Origin of the sequence: Haloarcula rubripromontorii (assembly GCF_001280425.1) — an archaeon.
Lineage (GTDB): Archaea > Halobacteriota > Halobacteria > Halobacteriales > Haloarculaceae > Haloarcula > Haloarcula rubripromontorii.
Genome location: NZ_LIUF01000003.1, coordinates 426893 through 440389 on the forward strand (window position 1 = coordinate 426893; position 13497 = coordinate 440389).

15 protein-coding genes are annotated in these 13497 nt (G+C 63.0%); 3 read left to right on the forward strand and 12 right to left on the reverse strand.

What is annotated here, in order from left to right; translation table 11 throughout:
• Window positions 1-103: 103 nt before the first annotated feature.
• Complete coding sequence (locus AMS69_RS11780) at window positions 104-682, reverse strand: NADPH-dependent FMN reductase (RefSeq protein ID WP_053968258.1); 579 nt, start codon at window positions 680-682, stop codon at window positions 104-106.
• 252 nt (window positions 683-934) lie between these two features.
• Window positions 935-1381, reverse strand: a complete 447-nt coding sequence (gene glmS, locus AMS69_RS11785) for a methylaspartate mutase subunit S (RefSeq protein WP_053968259.1) — start codon at window positions 1379-1381, stop codon at window positions 935-937.
• A gap of 249 nt (window positions 1382-1630) precedes the next feature.
• On the opposite strand from glmS, the gene AMS69_RS11790 reads away from it, so the two are divergent.
• Window positions 1631-2173 (forward strand): GNAT family N-acetyltransferase, encoded by a 543-nt coding sequence (locus AMS69_RS11790; protein ID WP_053968365.1) that lies wholly within the window; start codon window positions 1631-1633, stop codon window positions 2171-2173.
• A 68-nt stretch (window positions 2174-2241) separates the two neighbouring features.
• On the opposite strand, the gene AMS69_RS11795 is transcribed toward AMS69_RS11790, so the two are convergent.
• The 3 genes from AMS69_RS11795 to AMS69_RS11805 all read right to left on the reverse strand — a co-directional run bounded on the left by AMS69_RS11795 (window position 2242) and on the right by AMS69_RS11805 (window position 6209).
• A complete protein-coding gene (locus AMS69_RS11795; protein WP_053968260.1) occupies window positions 2242-3249 on the reverse strand; it encodes a sodium:calcium antiporter in 1008 nt (335 codons plus the stop codon).
• Window positions 3250-3295: 46 nt separating this feature from the next.
• Entirely contained in the window at window positions 3296-4231 is a 936-nt protein-coding gene (locus AMS69_RS11800) for an A/G-specific adenine glycosylase (protein ID WP_053968261.1), read from the reverse strand.
• Between the two features lie 112 nt (window positions 4232-4343).
• Window positions 4344-6209 carry a HAMP domain-containing sensor histidine kinase gene (locus AMS69_RS11805; RefSeq protein ID WP_053968262.1) on the reverse strand — a complete coding sequence of 622 codons (1866 nt, stop codon included), beginning with the start codon at window positions 6207-6209 and terminating at the stop codon, window positions 4344-4346.
• Between the two features lie 158 nt (window positions 6210-6367).
• Between AMS69_RS11805 and AMS69_RS11810 the strand changes: the two genes are divergently transcribed.
• Window positions 6368-6694, forward strand: coding sequence for a hypothetical protein (locus tag AMS69_RS11810; protein ID WP_053968263.1), 327 nt, complete (start codon window positions 6368-6370; stop codon window positions 6692-6694).
• Here the strand turns inward: AMS69_RS11810 and AMS69_RS11815 are convergent.
• The 3 genes from AMS69_RS11815 to AMS69_RS20635 all read right to left on the reverse strand — a co-directional run bounded on the left by AMS69_RS11815 (window position 6691) and on the right by AMS69_RS20635 (window position 9243).
• The gene (locus AMS69_RS11815; RefSeq protein ID WP_053968264.1) at window positions 6691-7974 is read right to left on the reverse strand and encodes an MgtC/SapB family protein; all 1284 of its coding nucleotides are present in this window, start codon (window positions 7972-7974) and stop codon (window positions 6691-6693) included. The genes AMS69_RS11810 and AMS69_RS11815 overlap by 4 nt on opposite strands.
• Window positions 7975-8115: 141 nt before the next feature.
• Window positions 8116-8391 carry a PadR family transcriptional regulator gene (locus AMS69_RS11820; RefSeq protein ID WP_004518082.1) on the reverse strand — a complete coding sequence of 92 codons (276 nt, stop codon included), beginning with the start codon at window positions 8389-8391 and terminating at the stop codon, window positions 8116-8118.
• A 705-nt stretch (window positions 8392-9096) separates the two neighbouring features.
• The gene (locus tag AMS69_RS20635; protein WP_202904541.1) at window positions 9097-9243 is read right to left on the reverse strand and encodes a hypothetical protein; all 147 of its coding nucleotides are present in this window, start codon (window positions 9241-9243) and stop codon (window positions 9097-9099) included.
• Window positions 9244-9302: 59 nt separating this feature from the next.
• On the opposite strand from AMS69_RS20635, the gene AMS69_RS11825 reads away from it, so the two are divergent.
• Window positions 9303-10022 carry a DUF7117 family protein gene (locus AMS69_RS11825; RefSeq protein ID WP_053968265.1) on the forward strand — a complete coding sequence of 240 codons (720 nt, stop codon included), beginning with the start codon at window positions 9303-9305 and terminating at the stop codon, window positions 10020-10022.
• 3 nt (window positions 10023-10025) lie between these two features.
• On the opposite strand, the gene AMS69_RS11830 is transcribed toward AMS69_RS11825, so the two are convergent.
• From AMS69_RS11830 to glyA, 4 genes are all read right to left on the reverse strand, one after another.
• Window positions 10026-10508 carry an NUDIX hydrolase gene (locus AMS69_RS11830; protein WP_053968266.1) on the reverse strand — a complete coding sequence of 161 codons (483 nt, stop codon included), beginning with the start codon at window positions 10506-10508 and terminating at the stop codon, window positions 10026-10028.
• On the reverse strand, window positions 10509-11402 hold the full coding sequence (locus AMS69_RS11835) for a bifunctional methylenetetrahydrofolate dehydrogenase/methenyltetrahydrofolate cyclohydrolase (RefSeq protein ID WP_053968267.1): 894 nt from the start codon (window positions 11400-11402) through the stop codon (window positions 10509-10511).
• 75 nt (window positions 11403-11477) lie between these two features.
• The gene (locus tag AMS69_RS11840) at window positions 11478-12053 is read right to left on the reverse strand and encodes a hypothetical protein (protein WP_053968268.1); all 576 of its coding nucleotides are present in this window, start codon (window positions 12051-12053) and stop codon (window positions 11478-11480) included.
• Between the two features lie 81 nt (window positions 12054-12134).
• Complete coding sequence (glyA, locus tag AMS69_RS11845; protein ID WP_053968269.1) at window positions 12135-13382, reverse strand: serine hydroxymethyltransferase; 1248 nt, start codon at window positions 13380-13382, stop codon at window positions 12135-12137.
• Between the last annotated feature and the right edge of the window lie 115 nt (window positions 13383-13497).

The following is a 13497-nucleotide window of genomic DNA, read 5'->3' on the forward strand; positions in this document are numbered from 1 at the left end:
GCAGCCTGCCGTTGTCCGGCCACGCAGAGCGGTCCTCGCGGCTAATCGTCTACTCCTTCGAACCAGACGCTCACGGCCCGGACACGCAGAGCGGTCCTCGCGGCTAATCGTCTGCTCCGACGTTCTCCGCACTCTCGAAACACGCCGGGTCCGGCTCGATGTTCGCGTACTGGACTGCTTCCTCACCGAGCGTCGTCACTCGGTCTTCGATGTCTGGGTCAGTTATCCGGCCGTCAGCGACGTAATTGCCCGCGTTCGGAACCGCGGCCTGATGCGGGATGACCCAGCAGTTCAGTGCCCGGCAGACCGAGCGGAGGTGTTCAAGCGCGGTGATCGGAAAGCCTCCGCCAGCGACCGCAAGCAGTCCCACAGTCTTGTGTTCGAACTCGTCGAAGCCGCAGTAGTCGAGGGCGTTCTTCAACGCGCCGGAGTATGACCCGTGATACACCGGCGTCCCAAGCAAAATCGAATCAGCCGCGTGGACCCGATCGGCGAATTCGACGGCGTCGCCTACCTCGCGGTGGTCGGGATCGAACACCGGCAGGTCGAACTCTCGGAGGTCCAGCAGTTCCGTCGTCGCCCCCGTCTCTTCGGCAGCGACCAGCGCGCGCTTGATAGCAACTCTGGTGTAGCTCTGGTCTCTGAGACTCCCGACGACACCGACGACGTGTGGTTCGGCCATGGCAGGGCTATGGAGTGGACCCGGTATATCAATGGGGGTGCAGGGTGCGTCGCTGGTCTCGGTTCCGCCGCCGGAGTGTCACGGCTACGGAGGCCACTGGCCGACGCTCAGTTGTCGTGGGACACGTTGCGGTTGCTCGGATACGGAATGCACGGGCCTCAGGTTGTGCGTGGTCGACAAGAGCGGTCGCTGAGAGTGTTCCGAATTGGGCACGGGTCGCCGACCCAAGCGTCTGAAGAAACAGTCTGTGAATCAGGAGCCAAGCTGAATCTTTTCGGACGAGGCCTCTTCGCGGGAGCGGTGGCCGAGGTCGGCTTTCAGCGCCTCGATGGCCTCCTCCGGGTCAGTCTCCGAATCGAAGACCCGGTCGAATCCGAGCGCCTTGAACGTCTCGCGCGTCTCCTCGAAGGAATCCTGTCCGACAGCGAGGTTGCCGCCGATGTACGTCGTCACGTCCAGTCCTGCCTCATTAATCTGCTGCTGGAACCCCTGACAGTCCTGCTCGGCGTGGCCGTACAGCGACGACACGAGTATCGCCTCGGCGTCGTGTTCATCCGCGGCGTCGATGAACTCCGACTGGGACGACTGGACACCGAGGTTGACTACGTCGAATCCTGCCGCTTCGAACGCTCGTTCCAGAATAGTAATCCCAACGACGTGCGCGTCGGAGCCGATGACACCGAGGATGACTGTCCTCATACAAGACCACCAATGGGTGTCAACTACATAAACCTAATGATAAACCATGATAGATTATGCGAACGGTTCACACACGCTGGGGGAGGATATTAGCCATGATAGCCCAAACGAACCGATAGACACAGTACCTATGGTACGCGACACGCCTCAGCATCTGGCCGAGCCTCGGGTAATGCGCTGGCTGTCACGCCAGTCCACTCGGTGTGGAATCGGCTCGGAACAGCCCGTCTCTCCGTCGTCGGGACACGCATGACGACCATCCGCCGAGCCTTCGACGCTGACGCCGACGGCATCCGCAGAGTCGCACGGGCGGCATGGCACGACGCCTACGACTCGCTGGAATCCGAAGTCATCGACGAGACGATAGCCGACTGGTACGCTGACCCGCTGGGGAGCGCGCTCCACGGGTGGGCTGGCGGCGTCCCTGCCAACGACCTCGACGATATCGAGGCGGTGCTACTGGTCGCCGAGCAGGACGGGGACATCGTCGGGTTCACGCAGGGCATCACCATGCACACCATGGGGACGATGCTGCGGTTGTATGTCCACCCGGACCACCACGGAGAGGGCATCGGGACGGCGCTGTACGACCGACTCGAATCGATGTTCCGAGAACACGGCGTCGAGCAGTTCCGCGCGCTCGACCTGGCCTCGAACGACCGGAGCCGAGAGTTCTTCGAGAACCTCGGCTTCGAGCGGGTCGAGACGCGCACGCTCACCATCGGTGGCGACCCGTACGATGAAGCGGTCTACGCTCGCGAGCTATCGCTCAGTGGCGACGGCGACGAGTAGCCCAGCGTACCGTCAGGCATGGCGCTGTCAGGGTTCCGTTCACCGGACGGAAGCGACGCGGTCCCCGCTCAGATACCGCGGACCGTCTCGATGAGCCCGACGGACTCTAAGGTCATCCAGCAGACGAACATCACATACAGGCCGAGCAACGTGTACGCCTCGCGGTCGGTGAGTTCGAGGTCCGTCCGCGTGAAGACGATGAACACGAGCGTCGCAAAGCCCAGAAATCCCATCGTCGGAATCGCCACGAGGAAGTCGATTGTCGCCCGCCCAGCCAGCAGGACGCCGACCGGAATCGCCACTAAGAGATTGAACGTGTTGCTCCCCAGGACGTTCGTCAGGCTCGTGACGCTGTCGTCGTTTTTCGCCGCCCGGACACTGACGAAGGCGTCGGGAAGGCTCGTGCCGGCGGCGATGACAGTCAATCCCCAGAGGAACGGCGGCGTGTCGAAGATGACTCCCAGCGAAAGCGCACCCTGGACCATTCCCTCGACGCCGACGGTGATGATGACGAGGCCGACTCCGAGAATGCCCCACTCCCGGCTCGGACGGACGCTGTGGGTCTCGTCTGCGACGTGGTCGCTCGCGTCCTGCTGGTGCAGGAAGACGTAGATGCCGTAGGTCACGAGCGGGACGACAGCGAGCGTGGGGGTCAGGATGGCCGCCTGGTTCGTGCCGCCCGGGACGTAGGTCGCCCCGAGCGCGAACACCATAAAGAGGATGAGGACGCTGATAACGTAGAACTGAGCGTCTTTGTGGACGATGTCGCGGGTGGATCGAAGCTCCTCGCTTGAAAGCGCCGCGAGCGCTGGAATCACGAGCAGATTGAAGATCGCGCTTCCGACGATAGCACCGACGCCCAGCGAAAACTCGTCGTGGACGACGGTGCTGATGACGACCGAACTTATCTCCGGAAAGCTCGATCCGACGGCGACGACGATAGCACCGTGGACCGCTACCGGCAGCCCGTAGTACTTGCTCAGTCGTTCGGCGGCCTGCTCGAAGTACCCACTGCCTTTCCAGATGACCACGGTTGCGATGACGATGAGGGCGACCGAGCCAAGCAAGCCAACCATTGTGAACGTATTAGCAGCAGGGGTTCAAGATGTATTCCACTCGCGGTCAGCGCTTGAGGCGTGCAACGAGGGCGTCGTCGGTTTCGTCGACAGCAACCAGGCCGTCGTCCGCGAGGTCGTCCAGCAGGCCGCGGAGCCACTCGCGGCCGTACTCCCCCGAAGGTGCGTAGTCAACGCGCACACGCGGCCCCAGCTTGTCCAGTGGCAGTTCGTCGTACTCCTTGAGCGCCGAAATGACGCGCCCGCGCATCTGTCGACGGCTCCCCTCGAACTCGGGCTGTGTCGGGACATCCGGTGCGGTGAAATCGCCCGTCTCGTAGGCCGAGCACCACTCGCGCCAGGGACACTCCGCGCCGTCACAATCTGGCGTCTTCTCACAGGCGACACCACCGAGTTCCATGACAGCGTTGTTCCAGACCCGCGACTGGCCCTCCGGCATGAGCGCGCTCGCGGCCGCCTCGAACGCCGAGTCGTCGTCCGGCACGTCGAAGGCGCGGTACAGGACGCGCTTGACGTTCGTATCCACGACGGAGTTCCCGTTGTTGAACGCGAAGGAGGCGACGGCGTTTGCGGTGTAGGGGCCGACACCCATCAGTTCGCTGAGACCGTCGGGGTCCCGGGGCCACTCGCCGTCGTAGTCTTCGATGATCTGGCCGGCAGCCTCGTGGAGGTACTTCGCCCGGTTGTTGTATCCCAGCGAGTGGCTGGTCCAGAAGCCTACCACGGCCGAACGGTCGGCCGCTGCCAGCGCCGCCGCAGTCGGCCAGCGGTCAAGAAAGTCCTCCCATGCGTCGACGACCCTGTCCAGCTGGGTCTGCTGACTCATCACCTCGGAAACGAGGATCTCGTAGGGGTCTGTCGTCTCCCGCCACGGGTACGAGCGGTGATCCGCCTCGTACCACTCCACGAGCGCGTCCCGGACAGCCGACGGGTCCGCGGGCACGCCTCCCGGACGGTCCGTCGCTGTCGACTGGTCGGTCATACCCCCGCTTGGCTCTGTCCTGATTTGTGCGTGGCGGTCGGTACCGCTCGTCCGACTGTGCGTCTAGAAAGAACCCCGGTTTGGGAATGGAATCCTGCAATAGCCGGTGGTATCAGTCGTCGGCTTCGGGTCGGCCCCACTCGAACTCGGTTCCGTACCAGTCCGGCTCGTCCTCGCTGAACACGTCCGCGAACACGAACATCGCGCCGTCTGGGTAGGTCGTATCGATGTACAGCCGCCAGCCGTGGGCCTCCGCGATAGTCTTGACGATGGAAAGACCGAGCCCGGTCCCGTCCTCGCTCGTCGTGTGGCCGTACTCGAAGATACTGTCGACCGCGTCGGTCGGTATTCCCGGCCCGTCGTCGGCCACATAGAAGCCGTGTTCCGTCAGTCCGACCGTGACAGTCACTTCCGGGCCGACGTGGTCGGTTGCGTTGCGAAACAGGTTCTCGAAGGCGCGCAAGAGTCGCGTCCGGTCGGCGTCGATGGTTCGACTGCCCGTGACTTCGATGCTAGCGCTTTTGTTGTCGATGTTGTCCCACGCATCGGTGACGACGGCCTCCAGCGGGACCGGAGCCGTCTCCTCGACGCTTGCGCCCTTTCTCGTCAGCGTCAGCACATCGTCGATTATCGATTCGATACGGTCGTGTGCGTCTTCGAGTTTCTCGATGTGGGACTGGAGATCGGCCGAATCCGTCTCCTGATCCGACAGCCGCGTCGCAAGCAGTTCGACGTGTCCCCGAGCGACCGTCAGCGGATTGCGGAGGTCGTGGCTCAGCGTCGACGCGAACTCGTCCAGCCGCTCGTTCTGGCGTTCGAGTTCGCGGCTCGACCGCTCGGCTTCCTCACGAGCCGCCTGAGCCTGTCGAATCTGGCTCCGGAGCGTATCCCGCATGTTCCCGAACGCGTCGTACAGCCGCCCGATCTCGTCCTGCCGAGTGGTCGAGATGTCGACGCCGAGGTCACCCTCTTTCATCGCCTGCGTTCGGTCGCGGAGCTGTACTATCGGTCGAACCGTGTGCCGTCCGAAAAGATACCCGGCGACGCCCAGCGAGACGACTGCCGTCCCGATGACAGCGAGGAATCCCCAGCGGACGAGCCGACTTGGTCCGTACAGCGACTCGCGCTCGGCGCTCGTCGCGACCACCCACGACGTGCCGTTGACCGGCGTGTACGTTGTGACACGGTCTTCAGTTTCGATAGTCGTCGTTCTGCCCGCTGTTGCGGCCCGGAGACCGTCCTGACTGAGAGGCGCAGAACCGCCCTGACCGTCGACAAGCGGGTCTCCGCCTCCGGTGAGCAGTCGCGTCTCAAACCCGCTACGCCCGTCGCGGACCTCCTCGGTTGGGACCCGGGCAACCAAAACTAGTGCTCCGTCCCCATCGGAGACGGGAGTCACGAACGCCATGGAGTGGCCGCCACCGTCCGCGTATGCCGCCGATTGCACTACTGTCTCAGTGCCGGTCGTATCGTTTATCGTCGCCAGTACAGGGGACTTCCACGCGGGTTCGACCGCCCACGGTGCCCGGCCTTCTGTGCTTTCCTCAGTGCTGGCAACAATTAACTGCGAGTCGTCGACGGTAGAGACGTAGTGGAGCGACCGAATCTGTGACGACTCCGCTGTGGCTGCTGTGGTGAGGTACTGCCTGACCTCTGCGGCCGTTCCGGTATCGTACACCCCTGTGGCTGCGATAGCAATAGTCTCCGTCTCCGTGGTCGTCCGCCACTGCTCGATACTGTCGGCACGATGCATGGCCGACGTTTCGAGGTCCGTCGTCGCGTCGCTGACAACCTGTTTCTGTATCTGCAGGTAGCTACCGAAGCCCACGGCTGCGAGTACGACGGCGATTACTGCCAGCGCGACAGCGAACTTCGCCGCGTAGTTTCGCGCGTACACGGCCGGGAGGACTGGGTGAAGCCGCTCTCGCAGCCCGTCGGGCTGGCTTGACCGCGCTGTCTCGTCCCCACCACCTGTCATTATCTGATCTGAATCCTTCAGTGGTCGACCGCTACCCATCGTTATGTTCAACCCATGATATAATTTATCATATGATATACTCACATCGATACGTGTTTTGAGGGAGCAGCCCCAGACGAGTCGTAAGGCGTTTCCTCGCGCTCGTCGTCCCCTTTCGTATGAGCCTCGAAGAGCTACAGGATGATATCGAAGCGGCGTACGGCGACTTCGACGACGAGTTCGATCTGTCCATCGACCGTGAGACGCGTAACGAACTCGCGATGCTGTCAGTCGCCCTCGATCCGGACGACCCGGACGAACTCATCAGGCGGGCGGTTCATATGCTGTTTCAGTCGACCGTCGACCGTGGGACGCTGGATTTCCACCTCCGGTCGAGTTACGACTGCACGTACGACGAGTACCTCTCTGGGATGACCTTCGACCAGATGACCGGGAACGACTTCCCCCAGCAACAGGACAAGGACGACCGGCGCTACCAGTTTTAGATCAGGAGCCATAGCGCCAGCACTGTTGCGATACCAAGGACGACCGAACTCCAGAACGCGACACGCGTGGCGAAGGCACGGTTCGGTCCCGGGGCGGTCAACGCTGCTTTGATCATGATACTGGCGGCCGTCGCGGTCAGAATAGCGACCATCGCCGTCGGCCCATCGATAGCGCCGCCGCGGTACAGCAACACGGCTGAGGTCGTCGCCCCGGCACTGGAAACCAGCCCGCTGAGTGCCGACGTGACGTAGAGGCCTGCCGTTCCGAACTGCGTCTCTGCGAACCCGCCAGCGACCACGACCAGCAGGAACACCCCGCCGAAAGCAAGCGCATTCCGTAGGGAGAACGGGCTTTCAAGCCCCATGTCGACCGTCTCAGACCAATCCGCGGTGTATGCGGCGACAACGACACTGCCGACAATGACGGCCCCGAGCGGAACGATTGCCTCCACTAAGACGCCACGCTCGATGGTGAAGAACACGGTAATCAGGAGATTACGGAGCGCCATCGCTGCGTCGGCCAGCAGAATCGCGGCAACGGCGTACGAGGTTGCGTCCGGCCGCTGTCGAACGTGGTCGAGCATCGTGCCCACCACCGCTGTCGACGACGCGAGACCGCCGAAAAAGCCGGTAACGGCGATGCCACGGCTGCCGTACGTCTGGACGATGGCGTAGTTGACGATGCCGATGCCAGCGACGAACAGCACCATCAGCCAGATAACGCGCAGTTCCACGGCCACGTCGACCAGTCCGCCAGGCAACTCGACCGGTTCAGACGGAAGCAACGGGTAGATGACGAAGGCGATGATAGCGAACTCCGTCGCTGAGCGTAGTTCCTCGCGAGTAAGTCCCCATGCGAGGGAGTGAAGCTCCCGCTTGAGCACCAGCAGCAGCGACGAGAAGACGGCGACCGAAACACCTTCCAGAATGAACCCCTGTGCGACCAGCGCCCCGATACCGTAGGCGACGAGCATCGAGACAGACGTGGTCAGTGATAGCCCCTCTTCTTCCGCAGTGCCGAGAAGCCCCTGCACTGCGAGCAAGACCCCCTGCACGATGACCAGGACGCCGCCGACGACGAGGAGCGCCTGGTTTTCGATCAGCGTGAACACCGCAGCGAGCAGGCTAATCAGTGCGAACGTCCGCACACCGGCCGACTTCTGTGACCACTCCCGTTCGAGCCCCAGAAACATCCCGAGCGCCCCCGCAAGCAGGATTCGAAACACGGTCGTCTGAACCGGCTCCGGAGAGAACTGCAGGAGAATCGACATAGGGCACATACGCGTGACATTAGTTAACAGTTGTTGATACCGGATATCCGCTTCTCGCTCGGCAGTCAGTGGCCGACCAACAGTACAAGCTAGCGATGTGTCTCGTCACTACCCGGGAGCGACAGTCTCACCAGCGACAGTGTGACCTCGTCACAGGTCGACGTACTGGTCTTCCCACTCACGACGGGCGTCGATCTCGCGACGCCCGCGGCGCGTGAGGGTATAAAAGTTGGTCCGGCGGTCGCGCTGGCCCTTCTCAACGAGTCCCTTGTCGACAAGCGTATCGAGGTTCGGATACAGGCGACCGTGATGGATCTCCTTCTCGTAGTACGCTTCGAGTTCCTCCTTGATAGCTAAGCCGTGTGGCTCCTCCCTGCCAGCGATCACGTAGAGAAGGTCACGCTGGAATCCTGTCAAGTCGTGCATCGATTCTCCTATGTAATGATTTAGTATCTATACTGTTAAATATATCGGCCCAGAGAATTTGATATAGTTTCACTATCACTAGGTGTCGAATTTTCTGTATGTAGGCCCTCAGTCATCGTTTTGTCCATACGGTAAATACAGTCAGTATATCATCATTCTCTGGAAACTGATGGCAGCAGTATTATTTGTCACTGTAGGATACAGTTGGCAGAAACACGCTTGATTGGAGCGGAGAGAGTAGTCAACGGCACCGACACTGTGGTATACCTCAGAACGATGACCGACCGGTGACAGAAAAATCACATCAGCGCAGTGGGCGCTACCTCGCGGCACTACTTCCGATAGAGTTTGAGGTGACAGTCGCGCACGGTGGTCAAGGACGAGGGTGCCACGGGCAGCATCGAAGCTGAACTGGCGTCCACAGGACGCGGCGGACACAGAGGTGTCTCTCGGGCGCGACATACCGGAAAGCAGCCACTTTTCAGGTACACAGAAATCGCTCGTATTAGGTCGTTAGCAGCGAAGTAAGTGGAAAGCGGTCGCGAAAAACGCGACCGCTTGCCGCCCTGAATTGGTCCCCGCTGACGCTTCGGCCCTCCAAGCGAAGCGTCACTTGGTCGAATGGGGCAGAATAACTTAAAAGTACCGGCCCCGTCCAGCAGATGTTAGTTATCGAAGTGAATGTGAATGTAAGTTGTAACTAATTTAGATATGCTCCTCCTCAAGCGCCCATCCGAGTGCCCGCTTGTAGTGGGTGAACATCATCCGGACCCGATCGTGGTTCATCTCCTCGTCGTCTAGCTGTTCAACTAGGAACTCGTACTGCTCGCGGATCTCATCTTCCGAGCGCATACGTGGGCGTAGACAGCCCTCACGGAACAATCTTGAGGGCTGCCCTCTCAACGTGACGTATGAAAGTCCGCGGGGAGCGCGAGTGTCAAGACTGTGGTACGCGGTGGCGGTACTACGAGACCGGAAGCATCGCCTGTCCGGACTGTGGCAGCATCCACAGCGTCGGGATCGACGAGCACACCGAGCACACCGATACACCAGCCACGCTCGACCTGACGCCGGTACGGAGCCGAATCGACGCGGACCAGACGCGGGAGATCGCTGACGCGGCAGCGGAGCACTGCCGAGAGTACACGCGCAAGCGAGGATTCATCGACGCGGGCGAGCTTCGACAGTTCGACCAGACGTTCGTCGCCGCAGTCGAACTCCAGCACATCGGCACGCACCTCGCCCGCGAGATGCGACACGGCGACCCGGCCGAGCGGTACTTCTACGAACTGCTCGGCGGGGCTGACGACGGCAATCGTCCGGCCGTCGAAGACGTCCCGTCGGCGCTTCGCGTGCCGTACGGTTTAGCGATGGCGGCCGCTGTCGACAGCTATCAGCGAGACGTACGGACGTATCTGGACGCTCACCCGGACCCCACAGCACGACAGCTCTCCGGGCGGATTCGCGACCATCGAAAGCGGGTCGAGGCGCTGGACGGCGATGTCGACCCAGCGGACGCCAACCGCCTCGTCCACGCAGCCCGGGGCCTGGGGTCGTACATCACCGGTGACGAGAGCGCCTTCGTCAGGGCCGAGAACTGGCTCGCCGGAATCGAAGACGACACCGCCTAACCCCTATCGGAGCCGCCGGAGCAGCGACTCGTCCAGACAGTCCGACGGTACGGACGGTCGCCACGCCACGGCTTCGATGCCCTCGCCGTCGAGCCCGGGGTCCGACGCGAGCGCCGTCGATTCGGGCGTGGCGCGGTAGGTGCCGAAGAAGAACGTCGCCTCGCGTCCGCCGTCGGTCACTGTGACCTCGGTGACGGCGGCCAGTTCGTCGACGGTGATGTCCACGCCGGCCTCCTCGCGCACCTCGCGGCACACGGCCTCCCGGCGGCTCTCGCCGGCCTCGACGCCGCCGCCCGGGAGCTTCCACGTGTCGTCCTCGTAGACGAACAGCACGCGGTCGTCGGGGTCGGTGACGAGCGCGCCCACCGCCCAATGGCGGCCGCGCTCTGTGCGGGCCCGGACCCCGTCGACGCCCGCCGCGTCGGTCTCGCGGGTCACCCGCCGGGTGAGCACGTCACGGTCCCGGAAGGCCGCAAGCGCCGGCATTCAGGGGAGGTCGACTTCGACGTCGTGTTGCAGACCCGCCGCTTTCACCGTGTTGTACAGCAACATCGCGCGGGTCATCGGGCCGACGCCGCCGGGGACCGGCGTGATTGCGCCGGCCTTCTCCTTTGCGCTCTCGTACTCCACGTCGCCGACGAGTTCGTAGCCCTTCTCGGTGTCGGCCTCGACGCGGTTGATGCCCACGTCGATGACCGTCGCGCCCTCCTGTATCATCTCGCCGTCTATCATCTCGGGGACGCCGGCCGCGGCGACGACGATGTCGGCGTTTCGCGTCCGCTCGGCGAGGTCGTCGGTCCGGGAGTGACACACCGTCGTCGTCGCGTTCCCGCCGGGGGCCTTCTGGATGAGCAGGTTCGCCATCGGCTTCCCGACGATGTCCGAGCGACCGACGACGACGGCGTCTTTGCCCTCCGTGTCGACGCCGGCGCTCTCGATGAGCTTCTGGATGCCGTGGGGCGTGCAGGGCTTGTAGCGGGCGTCGCCGGCCACGAGGCGGCCGACGTTCTCCGGGTGGAAGCCGTCCACGTCTTTCATCGGGTCAATAGCTCGGAGGACCTCCCGGTCCTCGACGTGGTCCGGGACGGGCATCTGGACCAGAATACCGTTGACGTCGTCGTCGGCGTTGAGGTCCTCGATGGTGTCGTACAGTTCGGCGGCGTCAGCGTCGGGGTCGATGTCGATGTCGATGGCCTCGATACCGACCTCTTCGCAGTCGTCCTGTTTCATCGAGACGTACGTCTCGCTGGCCGGGTCCTCGGACATCAGCACCGTCGCGAGCGACGGACGATGGCCGGCGTCGGCGAGGCGGTCGATGGACGCGACCAGATCGTCCCGAATCGACTGTGCGACAGCGTTGCCGTCGATAATCTCTGTCATTAGGTACAACGGCGGCGCGGGGCGGTATGAACGTCCCGGATTTCGGTCACCTGCGACAGGCAAGTGCGCTCTCTCTCAGGGACAGTCTGCTTCAGTGACTGACCGGCGCTCCGACCCCTGCTGGATGGCCTGTGTCGCGCCCCCCGGGACAGCCACCGTTATCGCCTGCCCGCCGTACCCGTGGGTCTGGTCGTGCCCCCGGACCACGACACAGCCCACGTCGTCGGGAACCGTAATCGTCGCCGACCGGGCGAACGGGGCCGTCGAGTGAGCGTGCCGGAGGTCCCGGCGGCCAAGCTGGTCGCCCGCCGGCGTTTCGACCTGCCACCAGTTCGCATAGCCGTCCTCACCGTCGTCGTCATGATAGAGTGTTACGTCGAAGCGGTAGTCGTCGCCACCCTTGTCCGCGAGTTCGACGCCGACGACGTTGGCCTCTCGCAGGTCGAGTTCCTCAGCATCGAGTGTCTGACCAGTAGTGGGCCGCTCGGCTGTCGCAGTAACAGCCTCTGTCTCTGACGCCGCCGTTGTGGGTTCTGTTTCGCTGTGTCCGGTTTCTTCCCCTGACTCGCCCTCGAACTGCGTACAGCCGGCGAATATCGGGAGGAAGGGAACCAGCGAAAAGAGCATCTGCCGTCGAGTAGTGTGGGGCATACCAGATGTGTCGGGGAGAGACATGAAAAAGGGAGATACCAGTGGGCGGACAGCAGAATCCGCGCTGCAGGTAGCCTGTCGCTACTCGTACAGCGTGTACTCGTTGGTCATCTCGTCAACGCGGTCGCTGACTTCCGCGACGACATCGTCGTCGTGGGGGGCGTCGACGACTTTGTAGATGAGGTCCGCGACCTCGCGGCAGGCATCCTCGTCGAAGCCGCGGGTGGTGAGCCCGGGTGTGCCGGCGCGGATACCCGAGGGGTTAAAGGCCGAGCGAGTCTCGCCGGGGACGGTGTTGGCGTTGAGGACGATACCGGCCTCTTCGAGGGCTTCCTCGACCTCTTTGCCCGTGGTGTCGGGGTGAGACGGTCGGAGGTCGATAAGCACGAGGTGGTTGTCCGTCCCGCCGGAAACCAGCGAGAGACCGTGTTCTTTGAGCCGTTCACCGAGTGCGACGGCGTTGTCGACGGTCTGCTGGGCGTACTGTTCGAATTCGGGGGCCAGCGCCTCGCCGAAGCCGACGGCCTTGCCGGCGACGTTGTGCATCAGCGGGCCGCCCTGCGAGCCGGGGAAGACGGCGGCGTCGATGTCGTCGGCGTACTCCTCGTCGCACATGATGATGCCGCCGCGGCCGGCGCGGATGGTCTTGTGCGTCGACCCCGTGACAAAGTCGGCGACGCCGACCGGCGACTCGTGGACGCCGGCGGCGACGAGGCCGGTGATGTGAGCGATGTCCGCGAGGTGGTAGGCGTCGACCGCATCGGCAGCTTCCTGAATCCGCTCGAAGTCGACCTCTCGGGGGTACGCGGAGTAGCCCGAAACGATGATGTCCGGGTCGAACTCCTCGGCGTGGTCGTGCAGTCCCTCGTAGTCGATGTAGCCGGTCTCCTCGTCGACCTTGTACTGTTCGACCTCGTACACCTGGCCGGCGAAGTTCGCCGGGTGGCCGTGCGAGAGGTGGCCGCCGTGGGTCAGGTCGAGCGAGAGAATCTTGTCGCCGGGTTCGAGCACGCCGAGGTAGACGCCCATGTTGGCCTGCGAACCGGAGTGTGGCTGGACGTTGACGTGGTCCGCGCCCCACAGTTCCTTCGCGCGGTCGATAGCGAGTTCCTCGACATCGTCGGCGTACTCACAGCCGCCGTAGTAGCGCTCACCGGGGTAGCCCTCGGCGTACTTGTTCGTCAGTTCGGAACTCTGTGCCTCCATCACAGCCTCGCTGACGTGGTTCTCGCTGGCGATCATCGCCAGCGTGTCGTTCTGCCGGCCTCGTTCGCCCTCCAGAGCGTCCGCGACTGCCGGGTCCGCTTCCCGGACGGTTTCGTAGCTCATGTATCCGAGTCAGAACCGATACGACAATAATCTACCCTTTGGTCCGCGTGTGTGACAGTATTATTTCGTGTCCGGTGCCGAATACGGTGGGCGATGAGGACGTGCTGACAACCGT

Excerpts from the sequence above, each read along its gene's own strand:
- AMS69_RS11795 (WP_053968260.1), bottom strand. The coding sequence starts at position 3,249 with ATGGTTGGCTTGCTTGGCTCGGTCGCCCTCATCGTCATCGCAACCGTG.
- AMS69_RS11815 (WP_053968264.1), bottom strand. The coding sequence starts at position 7,974 with ATGTGCCCTATGTCGATTCTCCTGCAGTTCTCTCCGGAGCCGGTTCAG.
- AMS69_RS11840 (WP_053968268.1), bottom strand. The coding sequence starts at position 12,053 with ATGCCCCACACTACTCGACGGCAGATGCTCTTTTCGCTGGTTCCCTTC.
- AMS69_RS11820 (WP_004518082.1), bottom strand. The coding sequence starts at position 8,391 with ATGCACGACTTGACAGGATTCCAGCGTGACCTTCTCTACGTGATCGCT.
- AMS69_RS11790 (WP_053968365.1), top strand. The coding sequence starts at position 1,631 with ATGACGACCATCCGCCGAGCCTTCGACGCTGACGCCGACGGCATCCGC.
- AMS69_RS11780 (WP_053968258.1), bottom strand. The coding sequence starts at position 682 with ATGGCCGAACCACACGTCGTCGGTGTCGTCGGGAGTCTCAGAGACCAG.
- AMS69_RS11835 (WP_053968267.1), bottom strand. The coding sequence starts at position 11,402 with ATGACAGAGATTATCGACGGCAACGCTGTCGCACAGTCGATTCGGGAC.
- glyA (WP_053968269.1), bottom strand. The coding sequence starts at position 13,382 with ATGAGCTACGAAACCGTCCGGGAAGCGGACCCGGCAGTCGCGGACGCT.
- AMS69_RS11810 (WP_053968263.1), top strand. The coding sequence starts at position 6,368 with ATGAGCCTCGAAGAGCTACAGGATGATATCGAAGCGGCGTACGGCGAC.
- glmS (WP_053968259.1), bottom strand. The coding sequence starts at position 1,381 with ATGAGGACAGTCATCCTCGGTGTCATCGGCTCCGACGCGCACGTCGTT.
- AMS69_RS20635 (WP_202904541.1), bottom strand. The coding sequence starts at position 9,243 with ATGCGCTCGGAAGATGAGATCCGCGAGCAGTACGAGTTCCTAGTTGAA.
- AMS69_RS11800 (WP_053968261.1), bottom strand. The coding sequence starts at position 4,231 with ATGACCGACCAGTCGACAGCGACGGACCGTCCGGGAGGCGTGCCCGCG.
- AMS69_RS11830 (WP_053968266.1), bottom strand. The coding sequence starts at position 10,508 with ATGCCGGCGCTTGCGGCCTTCCGGGACCGTGACGTGCTCACCCGGCGG.
- AMS69_RS11805 (WP_053968262.1), bottom strand. The coding sequence starts at position 6,209 with ATGACAGGTGGTGGGGACGAGACAGCGCGGTCAAGCCAGCCCGACGGG.
- AMS69_RS11825 (WP_053968265.1), top strand. The coding sequence starts at position 9,303 with ATGAAAGTCCGCGGGGAGCGCGAGTGTCAAGACTGTGGTACGCGGTGG.